Below are 19,716 nucleotides of genomic sequence, written 5' to 3'. Positions count from 1 at the left end.
GCCCAAGGCTTTGGGTGCGACAGTGCGAGTGTGACTCGCCATTTCGCCTTTTCGACGGACGAGCCGTCACACCAGGTCGATGACCTCGGCGATCGACGGCAGCACCCGGCCGGGACGAAACGGATAGCGCTCGACGTCGGCCTCGCGGGTCGAACCCGTGAGCACCAGGATCGTGTCGAGGCCCGCCTCGATGCCGGCCACCACATCGGTGTCCATCCGGTCGCCGATCATGGTCGTGCTCTCCGAATGCGCCTCGATCCGGTTGAGTGCGCTGCGAAACATCATCGGGTTGGGTTTGCCGACGAAATAGGGCTCTCGGCCCGTCGCCTTGGTGATCATCGCGGCGACACTTCCGGTCGCGGGCAGTGGACCCTCGGCCGAGGGGCCCGTGACGTCGGGGTTGGTGGCGATGAACCGCGCCCCGTTGCCGATCAGTCGGACGGCGCGGGTGATCGCCTCGAACGAGTAGGTGCGGGTTTCGCCGAGGACGACGAAATCCGGGTCGACATCAGTCAGGGTGTAGCCGACCTCGTGCAGTGCGGTCGTCAGGCCGGCCTCGCCGATGACGTAGGCCGATCCGCCGGGGAGTTGGTCGTCGAGGAACGTCGCGGTGGCCAGCGCCGACGTCCAGATCGCCTGCTCGGGGACCGAGAGGCCCGTGCGGGCCAAGCGTGCGGCCAGGTCACGCGGCGTGTAGATCGAATTGTTCGTCAGAACCAGAAACGGTCTGGCCTTCTCAATGAGGCGGGCCAGGAATTCCGCGGCGCCGGGAAGGGCCCGATCCTCATGGACCAGCACACCGTCCATGTCGGTGAGCCAACACTGCGAGGTCGAGCGCACTCCCGCGATTTAGACCGGCGGGTATGCGGGGGGCGGATAGGCGCCGCGCAGCGCCCACGGGAGCCACGAGAAGAAGTACTCAATCTCGTCGCTCGCGTCATAATCCGGATTCGGATCCATCAGCCAACCTCCCAGTCACCGGTGTGAGCAGTCTAACCACGCGGGCACCGACGCAGTACTTATCGGCGGCATTGCATAAACTAGCCAACTAGTTGATTGGGAGGCTGGGGGACCCCGGCCGGGACAGAGAGTCGAGTATGCCGCCTGAGAACGGTTTGAGCCGCCGCGAAGAGCTTCTGGCCGTGGCCACCAAGCTGTTCGCGGCCCGGGGGTACCACGGCACGCGCATGGACGATGTGGCCGACGTCGTGGGCCTGAACAAGGCGACGGTGTACCACTACTACGCCAGCAAGTCGCTGATCCTCTTCGACATCTATCAGCGTGCCGCCGAACGCACGCTGGCCGCCGTGCACGACGACCCGACGTGGTCGGCGCGTGAGGCGCTGTACCAGTACACCGTGCGCCTGCTCGAGCAGATCGCGGAGAACCCCGAGGGTGCCGCGGTCTACTTCCAGGAGCAGCCCTACATCACCGAATGGTTCACCGAGGAGCAGGTGGCCATGGTTCGGGAGAAGGAGACCCAGGTCTACGAGCACGTGCACGGTCTGATCGACCGGGGCATCGCCAGCGGGGAGTTCTACCCGTGCGATTCGCATGTGCTGGCCCTGGGCTACATCGGGATGACCCTCGGTGCCTACCGCTGGTTGCGCCCGCACGGCCGCCGCAGTGAGAAGGAGATCGCCGCCGAGTTCAGCACCGCGCTGCTGCGTGGCCTGATCCGCGACGAGAAGGTCCGCGTCGAGACGCCGTTGGGCGAAGGCTCGGTGGCTCGGGCCTGACGGTTCGGCCCTCCTACACTCATCGCATGCCAATCGTGAGCAAGACCGTCGAGGTGGCCGCCGACGAGAACGTGATCCTGGGGATCGTCGCCGACTTCGAGGCCTACCCGCAGTGGAACGAAGAGGTCCAGGGCTGCTGGATCCTGCACCGTTACGACGACGGCCGGCCCAGTCAGTTGCGGCTCGACACCCTGATCCAGGGCAACGCGGGCACCTACATCCAGGCCGTCTACTACCCGGCGCCCAATCAGATCCAGACCGTGATGCAGCAGGGTGAGCACTTCTCCAAGCAGGAACAGTTGTTCAGTGTCGTGGGCATGGGCCCGACGTCGCTGCTGACGGTCGACATGGACGTCGAGACCACGTTCCCGGTGCCCGCCATGATGGTCAAGAAGGTGGCCAACGAGGCCCTCGAACATCTTGCGGACAACCTGAAGAAGCGTGCGGAGGAGCTCGCGGTCTAGTTCTGAGGCCGGGGTGTGGAGCTACTCCCAGATCCCGGTCTTCTCCAGCATGCTGGTCAACCGCGTGACGCCGTCGGTGAACTGCCATTCGGTCAGCTCCGCCACCGCGGGCAGGTTGCGTTCGCGCAGCGCGCCGATCAGCTTGCGGTGGTGTTCGACGGCGTCGGTGCCCCACGTCGGGTCACCCGCGTAGACCCGCGGCGGCATGTAGCGCGACACATGCAGCAGGAACCATGCCAGCTTGATCCGGCCCGCGCTGCGGTTGAGCGCGCGGTGGAACTCGAACTCCGCGTTGATGACGGCGTCGACGTCGGCGGCCTGCACCGCCTCGGCGAGCGTGGTGGTGAGGCTGTCGAGATGGTCGATCTGCTCGTCGGTGATGTGCTCGACGGTCGAGGACGCCAACTCCTTGGCGATCGTGGCCTGCAGCCAGAAGATGTCCTCGACGTCCTGGCGGTCCAGGGGCACCACGACGTGCCCGCGGTGCGGTTCGAGTTCGACCATGCCCTCACCGCGCAGCGTCAGCAGAGCCTCGCGGACGGGCGTGATGCTCACGCCGAGTTGGGCTGCGGTCTCGTCGAGGCGGATGAACGTCCCGGGCCGCAGGGCGCCCGACATGATCTCGGCGCGCAGGTGCGCGGCGACTTCCTCGGACAGCTGTTCGCGGCGCAGCTTTGGCCGCTGCAGCGCGGACCGCTGCGACTTGGCCGGTGCGTTCACAGTGTGGTTCTACATCCTTCGGGCTTGTCTGGACCGATTTGAACTCATAGTGTGACCAGGACTACCCCAATGTTTGATCAAATGTAATATTCGCGCAAGTCCGCACAGATCCGAAGTGAGGGGAACGACGTTGACCGCGCAGCTGGCTCAAGCCGTGGGTGCCCAGACGCCCACCGAACAGCCCTACCTGGCCCGTCGGCAGAACTGGACCAACCAGCTGTCACGGCACGCCCTCATGCAGCCCGAGGACACCGCGATCCGCTTCATGGGCAAGAGCATCACGTGGGCCGAACTCGACCGGCGGGTCAGCGCGCTGGCCGACGCCCTGAGCCGCCGCGGCGTCGCGTTCGGCGACCGCGTGATGATCCTGATGCTCAACCGCCCCGAGTTCATGGAGACCGTGCTGGCCGCCAACCGGCTGGGTGCCATCGCCGTCCCGGTCAACTTCCGGCTCACCCCGCCGGAACTCGGATTCCTGGTCGAGGACTGCGAATCGCGCGTCGTCGTCACCGAGCCCCTGCTGGCCCCCGTCGCCAGCGCCGTGCGTGAGATCGCGCCACTGGCCGAGACCGTGATCGTCGCCGGCGCGCCGACCGAAGGCGATCTGCTCGGGTACGAGGACCTGCTCGCTGAGGAGGGTGACGCCCATTCGGTGGTCGACATTCCGAACGACCACCCCGCGCTGATCATGTACACGTCGGGCACCACGGGTCGGCCCAAGGGCGCCGTGCTGACGCACGCCAACCTGTTCGGCCAGACCATGACGGCGCTGTTCACCAACGGTGCCGACCTGAACAACGACGTCGGTTTCATCGGTGTGCCGCTGTTCCACATCGCCGGCGTCGGCAACATGCTGACCGGCCTGACCCTCGGTCACCCGACGGTGATCCACCCGCTCGGCGCCTTCGATCCGGGCCAGCTTCTCGACGTCCTCGAAGCCGAGCAGGTGACCGGCATCTTCCTGGTGCCCGCGCAGTGGCAGGCGGTGTGCGAAGCCCAGCGGGCACAACCACGCAACCTCAGGCTGCGCGTCATGTCCTGGGGTGCGGCACCGGCCTCGGACACGCTGCTGCGCGATATGGCTGAGACCTTCCCCGACACCAAGATCCTGGCCGCGTTCGGCCAGACCGAGATGTCGCCTGTGACCTGCATGCTGCTGGGCGAGGACGCGCTGCGGAAGCTGGGCTCGGTCGGTCGGGTGATCCCGACCGTGGCGGCCCGTGTCGTCGACGAGAACATGAACGACGTCCCGATCGGCGAGGTGGGTGAAATCGTCTATCGTGCACCGACTCTGATGGCCGGGTACTGGAATAACCCGCAGGCCACCGCCGAGGCGTTCGCGGGCGGGTGGTTCCACTCCGGCGACCTGGTCCGCCAGGACGAGGAGGGCTACGTCTGGGTCGTCGACCGCAAGAAGGACATGATCATCTCCGGCGGCGAGAACATCTACTGCGCCGAGGTCGAGAACGTGCTGGCCGCCCATCCGGCGATCGTCGAGGTCGCCGTGATCGGGCGCGTGCACGAGAAGTGGGGCGAGGTTCCGGTGGCCGTGGCGGCCGTGTCGGATCAGTTGGCGCTGGCCGACCTGGAGGACTTCCTCAACGAGCGACTGGCCCGCTACAAGCACCCGAAGGCACTCGAGATCGTCGACGCGCTGCCCAGGAATCCGGCCGGGAAGGTGTTGAAGACCGAGTTGCGCACGCGGTTCGCCACCGGCGGAGAATGATGTTCTAGGTGCGGATTGGGTTCGGATTCAAGGCTTTCGGGGGCGGCTGAATCCGATTGACGTAGGCGAAGAAAACGCCGAGGTCACAAAGGTGGGTCATTCCCACCGATGGGCCACACCGCCGCACCAAGATCAGGTACATTCCTGTGGTCCGCCTTACTACTCCCGGGTAGGGAGGCGGCCGTCACGTATTCGGGGCGGGGGGCAGGAGGGGGCGTGGAGTTCCGCTTAGCGTTGCACGGCCACACGGCCGTCCGGGTTGGGACGGCTCTGTGACGGCGTCGACGGGCGGACTCACCGGCTATGTGCGCGACCAGCTGCGCACACCCCTTGAGTTGGTCGGCGGCTTCTTCCGCATGTGCGTGCTCACCGGAAAGGCACTGCTGCGCCCGTTCGAATGGCGCGAATTCATCGAGCAGAGCTGGTTTCTGATGCGGGTGGCGTTCCTGCCCACCGTCGCCGTCTCCATTCCGCTGACCGTGCTGATCATCTTCACGCTGAACATCCTGCTGGCGGAGTTCGGCGCGGCCGACGTGTCCGGCGCCGGGGCCGCGCTCGGCGCGGTCACCCAGTTGGGCCCGCTCGTCACGGTTCTCGTGGTGGCAGGCGCGGGGTCGACGGCCATCTGCGCCGACCTGGGAGCCCGGACCATCCGCGAGGAGATCGACGCGCTCGAGGTGCTCGGCATCGATCCCATCCACCGTCTGGTGCTGCCCCGCGTGGTCGCCTCGACGTTCGTCGCATTCCTGCTCAACGGCGCGGTCATCACCATCGGTCTGGTGGGCGGCTTCATCTTCGGCGTCTACATCCAGAACGTCTCTGCGGGTGCGTATGTCTCGACGCTGACCCTCATCACGGGACTTCCCGAGGTGCTCATCTCGGTGATCAAGGCGCTGACCTTCGGGCTGATCGCGGGCCTCGTCGGCTGTTACCGCGGTCTGACGGTCGCGGGCGGCGCGAAGGGTGTCGGCACGGCTGTCAACGAGACCCTGGTGCTGTGCGTGGTCGCACTGTTCGCGGTGAACGTCGTGCTCACGACAATTGGTGTGCGGTTCGGAACGGGGAACTGACGTGTCGACGACCCAAGTCCTGCGAAGTCGCTTCCCCCGGGGGTACACCGAGGTCACGAAGGTCGCGGGATGGCCGGGGCGGTTCCTCGACACCCTGGGCCACGTCGCATGGTTCGCGCTGACCGCGGTGGGCTCGATCCCGCACGCGCTGCGCAACTATCGCCGCGAACTCCTGCGCCTGATCGCCGAGATTGGCATGGGCACAGGCGCCATGGCGGTCATCGGCGGCACCGTCGCGATCATCGGTTTCGTCACGCTGTCCGCGGGCTCGCTGATCGCCATCCAGGGTTTCGCTTCGCTGGGCAACATCGGTGTGGAGGCGTTCACCGGCTTCTTCGCGGCCCTGGCCAACGTCCGCGTCGTTGCGCCCATCGTGACGGGCCAGGCTTTGGCCGCGACAGTGGGGGCCGGTGCCACAGCCGAACTCGGTGCCATGCGCATCAGCGAGGAGATCGACGCGCTCGAAGTCATGGGCATCAAGTCGATCTCGTATCTGGTCTCGACGCGGATCCTGGCCGGCGCGGTCGTCATCATCCCGCTGTACGCCATGGCCATTCTGCTGTCGTTCTTCTCCGCGCAGTTGGTGACCACGGTCTTCTACGCCCAGTCCGTCGGCACCTACTCGCACTACTTCAACACGTTCCTGCGCGTCGACGACGTCTTCTGGTCCTTTCTCGAAGTGATCATCATGTCGATCATCGTGATGCTGAACCACTGCTATTTCGGCTATTTCGCCAGCGGCGGCGCCGTGGGCGTGGGGGAGGCGGTCGGCAAGTCGATGCGCACCTCGCTGGTGGCCATCGTGGTGGTCGTCCTGTTCGCATCGTTGGCGCTCTACGGCACCGACCCGAACTTCAACCTCACGGTGTAGCGCCATGACGGCGAACATGGACCAGGTCCGGATGGGGGAGAACAAACCCCGCACGCCGCCGTACAAGCTCGCGGGTCTGGTGCTGCTTCTCATCACGGTCCTCGTGGCCACCGCGCTCTACATCCAGTTCCGCGGCGGCTTCGACTCCAAGACCGAGTTGACGCTGGTCTCCGACCGCGCCGGCCTCGTGATGGACCCGGGGTCCAAGGTGACGTTCAACGGTGTGCAGGTCGGCCGCGTCGCCGCGGTGGACCCGCTCGACCAGGACGGCACCACACGGGCCAAGCTGACCCTCGACGTCGATCCCCGCTACATCGACCTGATCCCGGCCAACGTGGTCACCAACATCCAGGCCACCACGGTGTTCGGCAACAAGTACGTGTCCTTCACCTCACCGGATGACCCCGACCCGCAGCGGATCACCGCGGACGACGTGATCGACGTGACCGGCGTGACGACCGAGTTCAACACGCTGTTCGAGACCATCACCTCGATCGCCGAGCAGATCGACCCGATCAAACTCAACCTGACGTTGTCGGCCGCGGCCGAGTCACTCACCGGCCTCGGTGACAAGTTCGGTCAGTCGCTGGTCAACGGCAACACGATCCTCGACGACATCAATCCGAAGATGCCGCAGATCCGTTACGACCTACAGCGATTGGCTGACCTTTCTGACGTCTACTCCGCGGCGTCCCCGGACCTGTGGAACTCGCTCGAGGGCGCGGTGACCACGGCCCGCACCTTCAATGAGCGGCGCGGCGAGCTCGATGCGGCCCTGCTGGCGGCCGCCGGATTCGGTAACACCGGCGCGGACGTGTTCGAGCGGGGCGGGCCCTATCTGATCCGCGGTGCGGCCGACCTGGTGCCGACCGCACAACTGCTCGACACCTACAGTCCCGCGCTGTTCTGCACGGTGCGCAACTACGCCGGAGTGGCGCCCAAGGTGGCCGATTCGCTTGGTGGCAACGGGTATTCGTTGAACACCAACACCACTTTCCTCGGGGCCGAGAATCCGTACGTGTATCCCGACAACCTTCCGAGGGTCAACGCGCGCGGCGGTCCGGGCGGTGCGCCGGGATGCTGGCAGTCGATCGATCGGAACCTGTGGCCCGCCCCGTATCTCGTGATGGACACCGGTGCCTCGATCGCGCCCTACAACCACATTGAACTCGGGCAGCCCATCCTCACCGAGTACGTCTGGGGACGCCAAGTCGGGGAGAACACGATCAACCCATGAAAATCACCGGAACCGCAATCAAACTCGGCGCCTTCTCCCTGGTGCTGCTGCTCTTCACGGCGATCATCATCGTGGTCTTCGGCCAGATCCGATTCGACCGCACCAGCACCTACTCCGCGGAGTTCAAGACCGCCAGCGGGCTTCGTGCGGGCCAGTTCGTCCGTGCCTCGGGAGTCGAGGTCGGCAAGGTCGAGGACATCGAACTCGTCGATGGCGGACAGCGGGTCAAGGTCACCTTCAACGTCGACCGGAACCTTCCGCTGTACCAGTCGACGACGGCCCAGATCCGGTATCAGGACCTGATCGGCAACCGCTACATGGATCTTGCGCGAGGCCAGGGTGAAGGTGCGGACAAGGTCCTGCCGCCCGGCGGGTTCATTCCGTTGTCGCGGACCACCCCCGCGCTCGACCTCGACGCTCTCATCGGCGGGTTCAAGCCCGTCTTCCGCGCCCTGGATCCCGAGAAGGTGAACACGATCGCACAGTCGATCATCACGGTCTTCCAGGGGCAGGGCGGCACGATCAGCGACATCCTTGACCAGACCGCTCAGCTGACGTCGGCGCTGGCCGACCGCGATCAGGCCATCGGTGAGGTGATCGAGAACCTCAACACCGTGCTGGCGACCACGGTCAAGCACCAGAAGGACTTCGACGAGACCGTGGTCAACTTCGAGAAGCTGATCACCGGACTGAAGAACCGCGCCGACCCGATCGCCGACTCGACCGCGAGCATCAGCAACGCCGCGGGCACGCTGGGCGACCTGTTGGCCGACAACCGCCCGATCCTCAAGGACACCATCGCCCGCCTGGAGGGCATCGCGCAGCCACTGGTCGACCAGCAGGCGCAGGTCGATGACGTCTTAACGAAACTGCCGACATCCCTGAAGATCATCGGCCGAGCGGGCGGCGTCTACGGTGACTTCTTCAACTTTTACCTCTGCGACCTGAACCTCAAACTCAACGGCGCCCAGCCGGGAGGCCCGGTCCGCACCGTGAAGGTGTTCACCCAGCCGACGGGCAGGTGCACGCCGCAATGAGGACATTGGAAGGGTCCAACCGGATCCGCAACGGCCTGGTCGGAATCATGATCGTGATCCTCGTGATCGGTGTGGGCCAGAGCTTTTCGAGTGTGCCGATGCTGTTCGCGCAGCCGGTCTATTACGGCGCGTTCACCGATTCGGGTGGGCTGCTCACGGGCGACAAGGTGCGCATCGCGGGCCTCGACGTCGGCACCGTTCAGTCGGTGGCTATCGACGGTGACCACGTCGTCATGGGATTCACGCTGGGCACCAACCAGATCGGCACCGACAGCCGCCTGGCCATCCGCACCGACACGATCCTCGGCAAGAAGGTGCTCGAGGTCGAACCGCGCGGCAGCGAGATCCTGCGGGCCAGCGGTGAACTCCCAGTCGGGCAGAGCACGACGCCGTACCAGATCTACGACGCCTTCTTCGACGTCACCAAGGCCGCGGGCGGCTGGGACATCCAGACCGTCAAGCGGTCACTGAATGTGTTGTCGGAGACCATCGATGCGACCTACCCGAACCTGAGCGCGGCACTGGACGGGGTGGCCCGGTTCTCCGACACCATCGGCAAGCGCGACGAACAGTTCAAGAAGCTGCTGGCGAACGCCAACAAGGTGGCCGAGGTCCTCGGCGATCGCAGCGGACAGGTCAACGACCTCCTGGTCAACAGCAAGACGCTGCTCGCCGCGGTCAACGCGCGCGGGCAGGCCATCACAAACCTGCTGTCTAACGTTCAACTCGTGTCCGCGCAGTTCCAGGGCCTGATCAACGACAACCCGAATCTGAACCACGTCCTCGAGCAGTTGCGCGTCGTCACCGACCTGCTCGTCAAGCACAAGTACGACCTGCAGGAAGTGCTGATCACGCTCAGCAAGTTCACGGCCTCACTGGCCGAGGCGCTGGGTTCGGGTCCCTACTTCAAGGTGTTGGTGGTCAACCTGCTCGCCGGCCAGGTGCTTCAGCCCTTCATCGACGCGGCGTTCAAGAAGCGTGGAATCGACCCGGAGCAGTTCTGGCGCAACGCGGGACTGCCGGCGTTCCAGTTCCCCGACCCGAACGGGCAGCGGCAGGCCAACGGAGCACCGCCGCCGGCGCCCCGGGTGCTGGAGGGCACCCCGGACCATCCGGGCCCTGCCGTCCCACCGGGCTCCCCGTGCTCGTACACACCTCCCGCAGACGGCATTCCGTCACCGGCGAACCCGCTGCCCTGCGCGGGCCTGACGGTCGGGCCGTATGGCGACAATCCGTACGGACCCAACTACACGGGGCCCGACGGCGTCCTCACGTCACCGCCGAACCCGAACGCACCGCCCCCGGCGCCGGGTCTGCCGATCGCCGCCGAACCGGGACAGCCCGCGCCCGCCCTGCCGGGCACCCCCGTCCCGATGCAGGAGGGCCCGATCAATTCGCGGACGGTGCCGTTGGGCCCTGCGCCGGGTCCGGGACCCGCTCCGGTCGCCGTGCCGCCCGTGCCGCCCGAGCAGGGGGTGCCGCCCGCAGGGCCCGGCCAGCAGCTCTCGCCCAACACCGTGGCGCCGCTGCCCGGCAATCCGCCGTTCCTGATCCCGGACACGGGAGGTGCATAACCGGTGTCCACTGCATTCAACATCCGCAACCTCAAGCTGCCGCATGTGTCGAAGATGGCGGTCGTGATCGGATCGCTGCTGATCGTGCTCGGTCTGGTGGCCGGCGTTGCCGGTTGGCAGCTGTACAAGCGCCTGACGAACAACACGGCCGTGGCGTACTTCGAGCAGGCCCTGGCGCTGTACCCCGGAGACAAGGTCCAGATCATGGGCGTGCGGGTCGGGGCGATCGACAAGATCGAGCCCGCGGGCGACAAGATGCGGGTCACGTTCCACTACAACAACAAGTACAAGGTGCCGGCCGACGTCACCGCCTCGATTCTGAACCCCAGCCTCGTCGCGTCCCGCACCATCCAGCTGTCGCCCGCCTACACCGGCGGCGACGTGCTGCAGAACAACGCGGTCATCCCGTTCGAGAAGACCCAGGTTCCGGTCGAGTGGGACGACCTGCGCAACCAGATCACCGACATCGTCGGGCAACTCGGCCCCACACCGGAACAGCCCAAGGGTCCGTTCGGCGACGTCATCGAGTCCTTCGCCGACGGCCTCGACGGAAAGGGCAAGCAGCTCAACACCACCCTGACGGCGCTGTCGGACGCCATCACGGCCCTCAATGAGGGACGCGGTGACTTCTTCGCGGTGACCAAGAGTCTGGCGCTGTTCGTCAACGCACTGCACCGCAGCGATCAGCAGTTCGTCGCGCTCAACGACAACCTGGCCGAGTTCACCGGCAAGTTTAACCAGTCCGATCAGCAGTTGGCCGACACCCTCAAACAGATCGACAGCCTGCTGACGACGGCCAGGTCGTTCATCGACGAGAACGGCGAGGTGCTGGCGCACGACGTCAACAACCTCGCCGAGGCCACCACGGCGCTGCTGCAGCCGGAACCCCGAGACGGCCTCGAGACCGCGCTGCATGTGTTCCCCAACCTCGCGGCCAATCTCGTCTCCATCTACGAACCGAACAGTGGCTCGCTGTCGGCCGTTCCGGTGGTCGCCAGCTTCGCCAACCCCATGCAGTTCATCTGCAGTTCGATCCAGGCCGGCAGCCGACTGGGGTACCAGGAGTCCGCCGAACTGTGCGCGCAGTACCTGGCCCCGATCCTCGACGCGATCAAGTTCAACTTCCCGCCGTTCGGCGTGAACCAGGTGTCCACGGCCGTCACACTGCCCAAGTCGGTCGCGTACTCCGAGGAGCGCCTGCGTCCGCCGCCGGGCTACAAGGACACCACCGTGCCCGGCATCTTCTCGCGGGACACGCTGTTCTCCCATGGCAACCACGAACCGGGCTGGATCGTGGCGCCCGGCATGCAGGGCGTGCAGGTGCAGCAGTTCACCAAGAACATGCTCACCCCGGATTCGTTGGCGGCCTTGATGGGTGGACCGGACCCGTCGTCGATTCCGCCCGCAGGACCGCGCGGTGGCGCGCCGCCCAACGCCTACGACCAGAACAACCCGCTGCCGCCGCCGTGGTATCCGCAGCCGGGCCCGCAGCCGGGCCCCGCGCCCGAGGTGGTCCCGGGACCGCTGCCGGTGTCACAGCAGTTGCCGGGCACCAACCCCGCGCAGCAGAATCCGGGCCCGGGCGCGGGTCCCGCACCGGCGCCAGCACCCGCCGGTCCTGCGCTCCCGGCTGAAGTGGGTGGTCAATGATGAACAGGCGCAGGGCTTTCGGCCGCTTGGTGTGGCGCATCTCGGCGCTGGTCGTCGCGGTGCTGACGCTCGCGTCGTGTGGGTGGCGCGGTATCGCCAACGTGCCTCTGCCGGGTGGACCCGGCACGGGTGCGGAGAAGATGACGGTCTACGTGCAGATGCCGGACACCCTGGCGCTCAACGTCAACAGCAAGGTGCGCGTGGCCGACGTCAACGTCGGCTCGGTGCGCAAGATCGAGTTGAAGAACTGGATTGCCACCCTGACCTTGGACATGCAGTCCGACGTGCAGCTGCCGAGGAATGCGACGGCGCGGATCGGCCAGACCAGTCTGTTGGGCAGCCAGCACATCGAGTTGGCCGCGCCCGAGAAACCGTCGTCGGGGCGGTTGAGCGACGGTGACACCATCGAGTTGAAGAACTCCTCGGCGTTCCCCACCACCGAACGGACACTGGCGAGCATCGCGTCGGTGCTGCACGGTGGCGGTATCCCGAACCTCGAGGTGGTCCAGACCGAGGTCTACAACATCCTCGACGGCAACGCCGAGCAGATCCGGGCCTTCCTCGGCAAGCTGCAGACGTTCACGCGAAGGCTCAACGAGCAGCGCGAGGACCTGACCCGTGCGATCGACTCCACGAATGAACTGCTGACCATCGTGGCCGACCGCAACGAGACGTTGGACCGGGTGCTCACCGAGATCCCGCCGCTGATCGAGTATTTCGCCAACCAGCGCGACGTGTTCGCCGATGCGGTCATCTCGTTGGGCCGGTTCTCCGAGGTCACCCATGAGACCTTGGCGGCGGCCCGGGGTGATGTGGAGACCAACCTGCGGCTGCTGCAGCGTCCGCTCAAGCAGCTGGAGAAGGCGTCGCCCTACGTCGTCGGGGCCCTCAAGCTGCTGCTGACGGCGCCCTTCAACATCGACAATGTGCCGAAAGTGGTGCGCGGCGACTACATCAACACGTCCGCGACATTCGACCTGACGTTGAGCACGTTGGATAACGCGTTCCTCACCGGCACCGGTGTTTCCGGGATGCTGCGGGCGCTCGAGCAGTCCTGGGGCCGCGATCCGGAGACGATGATCCCCGACGTCCGGTACACCCCCAACCCGAACTCCGTCGAGGGTGGCCCGCTCGTGGAACGAGGCGAATGATGCTGACCCGTCTCATTCGAATCCAGTTGGTGCTGTTCACCGTTCTCACGGTGGTCGCACTCCTGACGTTGGGCTGGTACTACCTGAAACTGCCGTCCGTGGCCGGGATCGGGCAGTACACGCTCAAGGCGGACCTGCCGGCCTCCGGCGGTCTGTACCGGACCGCGAACGTGACCTACCGCGGCATCACGATCGGAAAGGTCACCGACATCCAGCCCACCGAACGTGGTGCGCTGGCCACGTTGAGCATCGCAGACAACTACCGGATTCCCCTGAACACGACGGCGAACGTGCATTCGGTGTCGGCGATCGGCGAGCAGTACCTGGATCTGGTGTCCGACGGTGGGGGCGGCAAGTACTTCGAGCCCGGACAGACCATCACCGAGGGCACGGTGCCGCGCGAGATCGGTCCCGCCCTCGACACCGCCAACCGTGGTCTGGCGGTGCTGCCGAAGGAGAAGATCGGCTCGCTGCTCGACGAGACCGCACTGGCGGTCGGCGGCCTCGGGCCGGCCCTGCAACGCCTGGTGGACGGCACTCAGGCCATCGTCGGCGACTTCGAGACCAACATCGGTGACGTCAACGACATCATCGACAACTCGGCACCCATCCTGGACAGCCAGGTGAATTCCGGTGACGCCATTGCCCGTTGGGCGGCCAACCTCAACAGCATCACGTCACAGACCGCGGCGCAGGATCAGGTGCTGCGCAACACGTTGACCAATGCGGCCCCGACGGCCGACGCGGTGAACGCGGTCTTCAGCGATGTGCGGGAGGCGTTGCCGCAGACGCTCGCCAATCTCGCGATCGTCATCGACATGCTCAAGCGCTACCACAAGGGCCTCGAGCAGACGCTGGTGATTCTGCCGCAGGGCGCTTCGGTGGCGCAGGCCGTCGCCGCCCCCTTCAAGAACGCCGCCGCGCTGAACTTCAGCCTGACCATCAACCAACCACCGCCCTGCCTCACCGGGTTCCTGCCGGCCACCGAATGGCGGTCGCCCGCGGACACCAGGACCGAGCCGCTGCCCACTGGCACCTACTGCAAGATCCCCAAGGACGCCCCGAACGTGGTGCGCGGTGCCCGCAACTACCCGTGCGTCGACGTGCCGGGCAAGCGTGCCGCGACACCGCGCGAATGTCGCAGCGACGAGCCATATGTGCCGTTGGGAACCAACCCCTGGTACGGCGATCCCAACCAGGTGCTGAACTGCCCGGCGCCGGGTGCGCGCTGCGATCAACCGGTCGATCCGGGGCGGGTGATTCCGGCCCCGTCGATCAACAACGGCATGAACCCCCTGCCCGCCGAGATGCTGCCGCCCGCCCCGCCGATCGTCAGCGACCCGCTGTCGCCGCCGGGCAGTGGCACGGTGCAGTGCAGCGGCCAGCAGCCCAACCCGTGCATCTACACTCCGACATCAAGCGCCGCAGCGGTGTACAACCCGCAGAGCGGCGAAGTCGTCGGACCCGACGGGGTCAAGTACACCGTCGACAGTTCCACCAGCACAGGAGACGATGGATGGAAGGAGATGCTGGCGCCAGCCGGCTGAACCCGACCTTGGCTCCCGAGGACGACGAATTGGATTCCGGGGAGACGACTCTCGATTCTGCGGCGTCAAACGACGAATTCGCACCAGGTGTCGTCGAGGACCCCGGACCTGACTCCCGACTGGCAACCCGCGGCTGGGTGGTCGCGGGATGTGTCGTGCTGCTCCTGCTCAGCGCTCTGATCGCCGGTGGCGGTCTCCTCGCGACGATCGCGGGCAACCGCGCGGGCGACAGTCGCGGGAACGAGGCCGCGGCGGTGCAGGCGGCCAAGGACTGCGTGATCGCCACGCAGGCTCCCGACGCCGCGGCCATGGCAGCGAGCCAACGCAAGATCATCGAGTGCTCCACAGGCGATTTCGCGGCGCAGGCCGCGCTGTACAGCGGTGTCCTCGTCGACGCCTATGCGGCCGCCAAGGCGCAGGTGCAGGTGTCCAACATTCGGGCTGCGGTCGAACGTCACAACGATGACGGGTCGATGGATGTGCTGGTGGCTCTGCGCGTGAAGATGAGCAACGCCAACATCTCGGACCAGGAGAGCGGGTACCGCCTCCGGGTGCAGATGGCTCCTGACGGCGGCACCTACAAGATCGCCAGGCTCGACCAGGTGACCAAGTGACCGACGTGATCACTCACGACGAGGACGTGGTGGACCCCGTGGCTTCAGCGGGGGAGCCGTTGGCGCCGTGGACCTTTCGTGCTGCGGCCCTGCTGATCGATGTGGGAGTCGGCCTGGCTGTCGTCGTGACAGCGGTTCTTGTCGCCTGGTCCGCGCCGCAGCGCAGTTGGTTGTGGTGGCTGTGCGTGGTGACCGCGGGTGTCGCGGTGCTGGCGGTGGCGCTCAATCGTCTGTTGGCTCCCGTGTTGTGGGGGTGGAGCCTGGGCAGGGGACTGCTTGGAATCACGGTGGTGCGCAGCGACGGCGTGCCCATCGGACCGTGGCGGCTGCTGGTCAGGGATCTGGTCCACCTCGCAGACACGGCGCCACTGCTGCTCGGCTGGCTGTGGCCGTGGTGGGACGGTCGGCGCCGGACGTTCGCCGACATCGTGGCCCGCACCGAGGTGCACACCGCATCTGCGAAACCTGCTGGTGTGAAACGCAGTGCCGTCGTGGCGATCTCGACGGCTTCCCTGGTGGCGGCGGTGGTGGCGGCGCTGGGTGTCCTGACGGTCCAGCGACCGGATCTGCGCGCCGCCGAGGCCCGCGAACAACTCGCGGTGCAGGGACCCAAACTTGTCAGCGACATGCTCAGTTATCAGGCCGCGTCCCTGCAGGCCGACTTCGACCGGGCCAGATCCGTGGTCACGGACTCCTATTGGCCTCAGCTGGAGGAACAGCAGAAGGCGATCCAGCAGGCTGGTGCCGTCGACAACGACTACTGGTCCCCGAATTCCGCGGTGCTGGAAGCCGAGGAGGACCGCGGGTTGATGCTCGTTCTGCTGCAGGGGCAGCGCGGTGTTCCGCCGAATCACCGGATGATCTCCGCGACGGTGAAGGTGCAGTTCGTCCGTGGTGGGGACGGCCAGTGGAAGGTCGACGGACTGACTCCGCTGGCCACACCGAAACCGGCCGGAGGTGGCGGATGAGCCCGCGGCGCAGGGCCGATGCCCCGGAGTTCGTCGACCTGCCGACCCGCCGGCCTCGATCCCTGATGGCCGTGGCGGGAGTGGCCGCGGCGGTGGTCGTCCTGATCGCCGCCGTCGCCGTCAGTGCCACGGTGTTGATCACGCACGAGCAGCACCGCCGGGCAGCGGTCAAGGACGTGCAGGCCATCCAATACGTACGGTCTTTTCTGACGCAGTTCACCACGACCGATCCGTTCAACGCGAACGCCTATGCCGAGGGCGTCCTGGGGCAGGCGACGGGAAAGCTGGAGCAGGAGTTCAAGTCCCGGCTCAACGAGGTCGTCATCGCGGTGGCGCGCTCCGAACCGACCAAGGGTGAGGTGGTCGACGCGGGGGTGGAGCGCTGGAACGACGACGGCAGCGCGAGCGTCGTCGCGGTCACCAAGACCGTGACGACGATGCCCGACGGCGCCGTGATCGAGAGCGGAGGTCGCTGGTTGGCGATGGCGATCGAGGAGGGAGGGCAGTGGAGAATCAGCGACCTGAAACCGGTGATCTGAGCGACGACGCCGGCGTGGCTGACGCCCCTGAGGTGACCGACGCTGCGCAGCGGACGCCGCGCGGTAAAGCCGCGCGGAGATCGGTGGCCTCAACCGATTCGGGCACGGTCGCGGCCGAGCCGGAAGCCTCGGGCGAGCAGGGCGACGCGGGCGGCCCGGCCGACCCGGAAGCCTCGGGCGAGCGGGGCGACGCGGGCCGCCCGGCCGACCCGGGAGCCTCGAGCGACCTGGAGGAGGCCGCACCCACGGTCGATTCCGACACCGAGAGTCCCGACCTGGCGCCGACCGCGGTCCGCAGGCCCGGACGCGTCGCGGTGGTGGCTCTGGTCGCCGCCGCCGTGCTGTTCGTCGGGTTCGCGGCGTTCGCCGGGGCCGCACTGCAACCCGTGCTGGCCGACCGTGCCGCGACGGCAACCAAGCTCGAGATCGCGCGCACGGCCTCCGGTGCGATCACCACGCTGTGGACGTACACCCCCGAGAACATGGACCAGTTGGGCGACCGGGCGGCGGGTTATCTCGGTGGGGACTTCGCGACCGAGTACCGCAAGTACATCGACGCGATCGTGCCGACGAACAAACAGGCTCAGGTCAGCAACAGTACCGAGGTGGTGGGGGCGGCCGTGGAGTCGTTGTCCGCCACGGAAGCCACGGCCATCGTCTACACGAATTCCACCTCGACCAGTCCGTTGAGCAAGAACATCCCGTCGCTGCGGTATCTGTCGTGGCGACTGACACTGCATCGCGACGGGACCCGATGGCTCGTCACGGGCATGGCTCCGGTCACCAGCTTGGACCTCACGCCCCAGATTTGAACGAGTCATGATTCGTAACGTTTACGTCAATAAGTCGTCTTCGGTGGTGTAAATTTGCCGCTGCGAGCTGAGAGGACCGGAGAAGCCGACGCGAGTCGGCCACGCCGATCCGTACCAGGTCGGGGGCGGACACCGGGCAGGCGATACTGAGACGTATGGCCATCGCCTCTCCGGTGTCCGAGAAACTCACCACCGTCGCGCTTCTGCTGCTGACCTTCGCCACCGGACTCATCGACGCGGTCAGCGTCCTCGTTCTCGGTCATGTCTTCGTTGCGAATATGACCGGCAATGTGATCTTTCTCGGGTTCTGGTTCGTACCGCATTCCGGTGTGGACCTGACTGCCGCGATCATCGCGTTCGCCGGCTTCCTGGTGGGGACGGTGGCCGGCGGCCGGTTCGCCCGGCACCTGGATCGCCATACTCGGCAATGGATCACGGTGTCCCTGGGCGCTGAGGCCTTACTTCTGGTGATCCTGGCGGTGCTGGGCGGCACGGGTGTCCTCGACTACCGCGATGACTCGAAGCTGATCCTGATCGCCGGATTGGCCGTCGCGTTCGGATCGCAGAACGCGGCCGCGCGCCAATTCGGTGTTCAGGAACTCAGCACCACGGTGCTGACGTCGACGATCGTCGGAATCGGCGTCGACTCCCGCCTGGCCGGTGGCTCCGGAGCGCGTGAGAAGCTCCGCTACACAGTGGTTTTGACGATGCTCGGGGGTGCCGTAGTGGGCGCCACGCTGACGAGGTTCACGGTCGCGCCGGTGATTGCGCTCGCGGCATGTGTGGTGCTGGCGGCGATGCTGGTCTTCCGGTATGGACCTGAACCGGCTTCGGCGGAAGTCGGCACGGACTAGGGTCAGGTCATGCCTGCTGTCCTGGTGACCGGCGCCTCCCGAGGAATCGGTCGGGCCATCGTGTCGCATCTGTCGACGTTGGGCTGGGATGTCATCGCCGGTGTGCGTCGTTCCGAGGATGCGGCGGTGCTGGGATCGCTGCCCCGGGTGTCGGCGGTGCGGTTGGACGTCACGAACTCCGACGACCTCGAGGCACTCGACGCGGCCCTGCCGGCACGTTTGGATGCGGTGGTCAACAATGCCGGCATCGTGGTGGGTGGCCCCATGGAGACCATCGGGGTCGACGAGCTGCGGCGGCAACTTGAGGTCAACGTCGTCGGGCAGATGGCTGTCACCCAGGCGGTGCTGCCGCGACTGCGCGCCTCGCGGGGCCGGATTGTGTTCATCTCCAGCGTGAATGGCCGGATCTCCACTCCGCTGCTGGGTGCCTATTGTGCCTCCAAGTTCGCGCTGGAGGCGGCTGCGGATGCGCTTCGAATGGAGTTGCGCCCCTGGCATATCGGCGTCCACGTGGTCGAACCCGCGCAGACCGACACCGATCTCTGGGAGAACGCGGAGCAGACCGCCGACGATCTGGAGGCGGCCATGAGTGCCGAACAACGCGTGCTGTATGCGAAGCACGTCGCCGGATTTCGAAAGATGATCCCATTGTCGCGGCGCATCGCGGTGCCCGTCGACAACGTCGCCAAGGTCGTCGAAGAAGCGCTGACCGCCAAGCGCCCGCATGCGCGCTATCCGGTGGGACTGAGCCCGGCGGTGCAGATGGCTGTGCTCAACCGACTGCCGTCGTCGGTGTCTGACGTGCTGGTCCGCAAGGTGCTGGGCCAGCCCTGAGTGCTGCTGCGGATTTCGTAGGTGTCTGCGTTGCGGTAGCGCCGTTCAGACCGAAATTCTGAGGGCGCCGACCAGTTGCTCTGAACTCATTAGGTTTGGCAACGACATTGTCGCGCTGCAAATTTGCGATCTCAGGACTCTGGCGGGGCGAATGCTGGGAGCTGCCTGAGACTCTTTGTACCCTGACATCTACGACCGCCTGAAGATCGCCTTCAAGTCTGTCCTCGATGCGGCAGACGGGCTCAATGCGACTGTCGAGGGGACGATCGACAACGCCCTCGGGGTGCAGAACCTCGATTCGGCACGGTC

Annotated in this window: 19 protein-coding genes and 1 pseudogene; 17 read left to right on the top strand and 3 right to left on the bottom strand. The window is 66.2% G+C overall.

The window, feature by feature from the left end:
- Positions 1 to 66: 66 nt before the first annotated feature.
- Together G6N34_RS22695 and G6N34_RS28140 are read right to left on the bottom strand one after the other, a co-directional pair.
- Positions 67 to 840 (bottom strand): HAD-IIA family hydrolase, encoded by a 774-nt coding sequence (locus tag G6N34_RS22695; protein WP_085157261.1) that lies wholly within the window; start codon positions 838 to 840, stop codon positions 67 to 69.
- A 9-nt stretch (positions 841 to 849) separates the two neighbouring features.
- A pseudogene (locus G6N34_RS28140) lies at positions 850 to 960 on the bottom strand (CAP domain-containing protein); the annotation flags it as partial.
- Between the two features lie 137 nt (positions 961 to 1,097).
- Here G6N34_RS28140 and G6N34_RS22690 point away from each other — a divergent pair.
- Positions 1,098 to 1,739 (top strand): TetR/AcrR family transcriptional regulator, encoded by a 642-nt coding sequence (locus G6N34_RS22690; RefSeq protein ID WP_085157258.1) that lies wholly within the window; start codon positions 1,098 to 1,100, stop codon positions 1,737 to 1,739.
- Between the two features lie 26 nt (positions 1,740 to 1,765).
- Positions 1,766 to 2,203 carry an SRPBCC family protein gene (locus G6N34_RS22685; RefSeq protein WP_085157255.1) on the top strand — a complete coding sequence of 146 codons (438 nt, stop codon included), beginning with the start codon at positions 1,766 to 1,768 and terminating at the stop codon, positions 2,201 to 2,203.
- A 21-nt stretch (positions 2,204 to 2,224) separates the two neighbouring features.
- Here the strand turns inward: G6N34_RS22685 and G6N34_RS22680 are convergent, their stop codons facing one another.
- Positions 2,225 to 2,923, bottom strand: a complete 699-nt coding sequence (locus G6N34_RS22680) for a GntR family transcriptional regulator (RefSeq protein ID WP_085157252.1) — start codon at positions 2,921 to 2,923, stop codon at positions 2,225 to 2,227.
- 130 nt (positions 2,924 to 3,053) lie between these two features.
- Between G6N34_RS22680 and fadD5 the strand changes: the two genes are divergently transcribed.
- The 15 genes from fadD5 (at position 3,054) to G6N34_RS22605 (ending at position 19,407) form a co-directional block, all read left to right on the top strand.
- Entirely contained in the window at positions 3,054 to 4,649 is a 1,596-nt protein-coding gene (gene fadD5 / locus G6N34_RS22675; protein ID WP_085157249.1) for a fatty-acid--CoA ligase FadD5, read from the top strand.
- Between the two features lie 272 nt (positions 4,650 to 4,921).
- Positions 4,922 to 5,719, top strand: coding sequence for an MlaE family ABC transporter permease (locus tag G6N34_RS22670; RefSeq protein WP_085157245.1), 798 nt, complete (start codon positions 4,922 to 4,924; stop codon positions 5,717 to 5,719).
- A 1-nt stretch (position 5,720) separates the two neighbouring features.
- Positions 5,721 to 6,590: an MlaE family ABC transporter permease gene (locus G6N34_RS22665; RefSeq protein WP_085157242.1), complete on the top strand. Its 870-nt coding sequence runs from the start codon at positions 5,721 to 5,723 to the stop codon at positions 6,588 to 6,590.
- Between the two features lie 4 nt (positions 6,591 to 6,594).
- The gene (locus G6N34_RS22660; protein WP_085157239.1) at positions 6,595 to 7,827 is read left to right on the top strand and encodes an MCE family protein; all 1,233 of its coding nucleotides are present in this window, start codon (positions 6,595 to 6,597) and stop codon (positions 7,825 to 7,827) included.
- Complete coding sequence (locus G6N34_RS22655) at positions 7,824 to 8,864, top strand: virulence factor Mce family protein (RefSeq protein ID WP_085157236.1); 1,041 nt, start codon at positions 7,824 to 7,826, stop codon at positions 8,862 to 8,864. Before G6N34_RS22660 ends, G6N34_RS22655 begins: the two co-directional genes overlap by 4 nt.
- Positions 8,861 to 10,438 (top strand): MCE family protein, encoded by a 1,578-nt coding sequence (locus G6N34_RS22650; protein ID WP_085157233.1) that lies wholly within the window; start codon positions 8,861 to 8,863, stop codon positions 10,436 to 10,438. Before G6N34_RS22655 ends, G6N34_RS22650 begins: the two co-directional genes overlap by 4 nt.
- A gap of 3 nt (positions 10,439 to 10,441) precedes the next feature.
- Positions 10,442 to 12,088 carry a virulence factor Mce family protein gene (locus G6N34_RS22645; protein WP_085157230.1) on the top strand — a complete coding sequence of 549 codons (1,647 nt, stop codon included), beginning with the start codon at positions 10,442 to 10,444 and terminating at the stop codon, positions 12,086 to 12,088.
- A complete protein-coding gene (locus G6N34_RS22640) occupies positions 12,085 to 13,239 on the top strand; it encodes a virulence factor Mce family protein (RefSeq protein ID WP_085157228.1) in 1,155 nt (384 codons plus the stop codon). The genes G6N34_RS22645 and G6N34_RS22640 overlap by 4 nt, the downstream gene beginning before the upstream one ends.
- A complete protein-coding gene (locus G6N34_RS22635; protein WP_085157225.1) occupies positions 13,239 to 14,786 on the top strand; it encodes an MCE family protein in 1,548 nt (515 codons plus the stop codon). Before G6N34_RS22640 ends, G6N34_RS22635 begins: the two co-directional genes overlap by 1 nt.
- Positions 14,756 to 15,400, top strand: a complete 645-nt coding sequence (locus G6N34_RS22630; RefSeq protein ID WP_085157222.1) for an Rv1363c family protein — start codon at positions 14,756 to 14,758, stop codon at positions 15,398 to 15,400. Before G6N34_RS22635 ends, G6N34_RS22630 begins: the two co-directional genes overlap by 31 nt.
- Positions 15,397 to 16,368: an RDD family protein gene (locus G6N34_RS22625; RefSeq protein WP_234813120.1), complete on the top strand. Its 972-nt coding sequence runs from the start codon at positions 15,397 to 15,399 to the stop codon at positions 16,366 to 16,368. The genes G6N34_RS22630 and G6N34_RS22625 overlap by 4 nt, the downstream gene beginning before the upstream one ends.
- The gene (locus tag G6N34_RS22620; RefSeq protein WP_085157219.1) at positions 16,365 to 16,907 is read left to right on the top strand and encodes an Rv1363c family protein; all 543 of its coding nucleotides are present in this window, start codon (positions 16,365 to 16,367) and stop codon (positions 16,905 to 16,907) included. The genes G6N34_RS22625 and G6N34_RS22620 overlap by 4 nt, the downstream gene beginning before the upstream one ends.
- Positions 16,874 to 17,719, top strand: coding sequence for a hypothetical protein (locus tag G6N34_RS22615; RefSeq protein ID WP_085157216.1), 846 nt, complete (start codon positions 16,874 to 16,876; stop codon positions 17,717 to 17,719). Before G6N34_RS22620 ends, G6N34_RS22615 begins: the two co-directional genes overlap by 34 nt.
- A 155-nt stretch (positions 17,720 to 17,874) precedes the next feature.
- Positions 17,875 to 18,573, top strand: a complete 699-nt coding sequence (locus G6N34_RS22610; protein ID WP_085157213.1) for a YoaK family protein — start codon at positions 17,875 to 17,877, stop codon at positions 18,571 to 18,573.
- A 9-nt stretch (positions 18,574 to 18,582) separates the two neighbouring features.
- The gene (locus G6N34_RS22605) at positions 18,583 to 19,407 is read left to right on the top strand and encodes an SDR family NAD(P)-dependent oxidoreductase (protein ID WP_085157209.1); all 825 of its coding nucleotides are present in this window, start codon (positions 18,583 to 18,585) and stop codon (positions 19,405 to 19,407) included.
- Positions 19,408 to 19,716: the final 309 nt, after the last annotated feature.

Source organism: Mycolicibacterium confluentis (assembly GCF_010729895.1).
GTDB classification, from domain to species: Bacteria; Actinomycetota; Actinomycetes; order Mycobacteriales; family Mycobacteriaceae; genus Mycobacterium; species Mycobacterium confluentis.
Note: the sequence above shows the minus strand (reverse complement) of the source record. Positions and strands in the feature narration are given on the sequence as shown.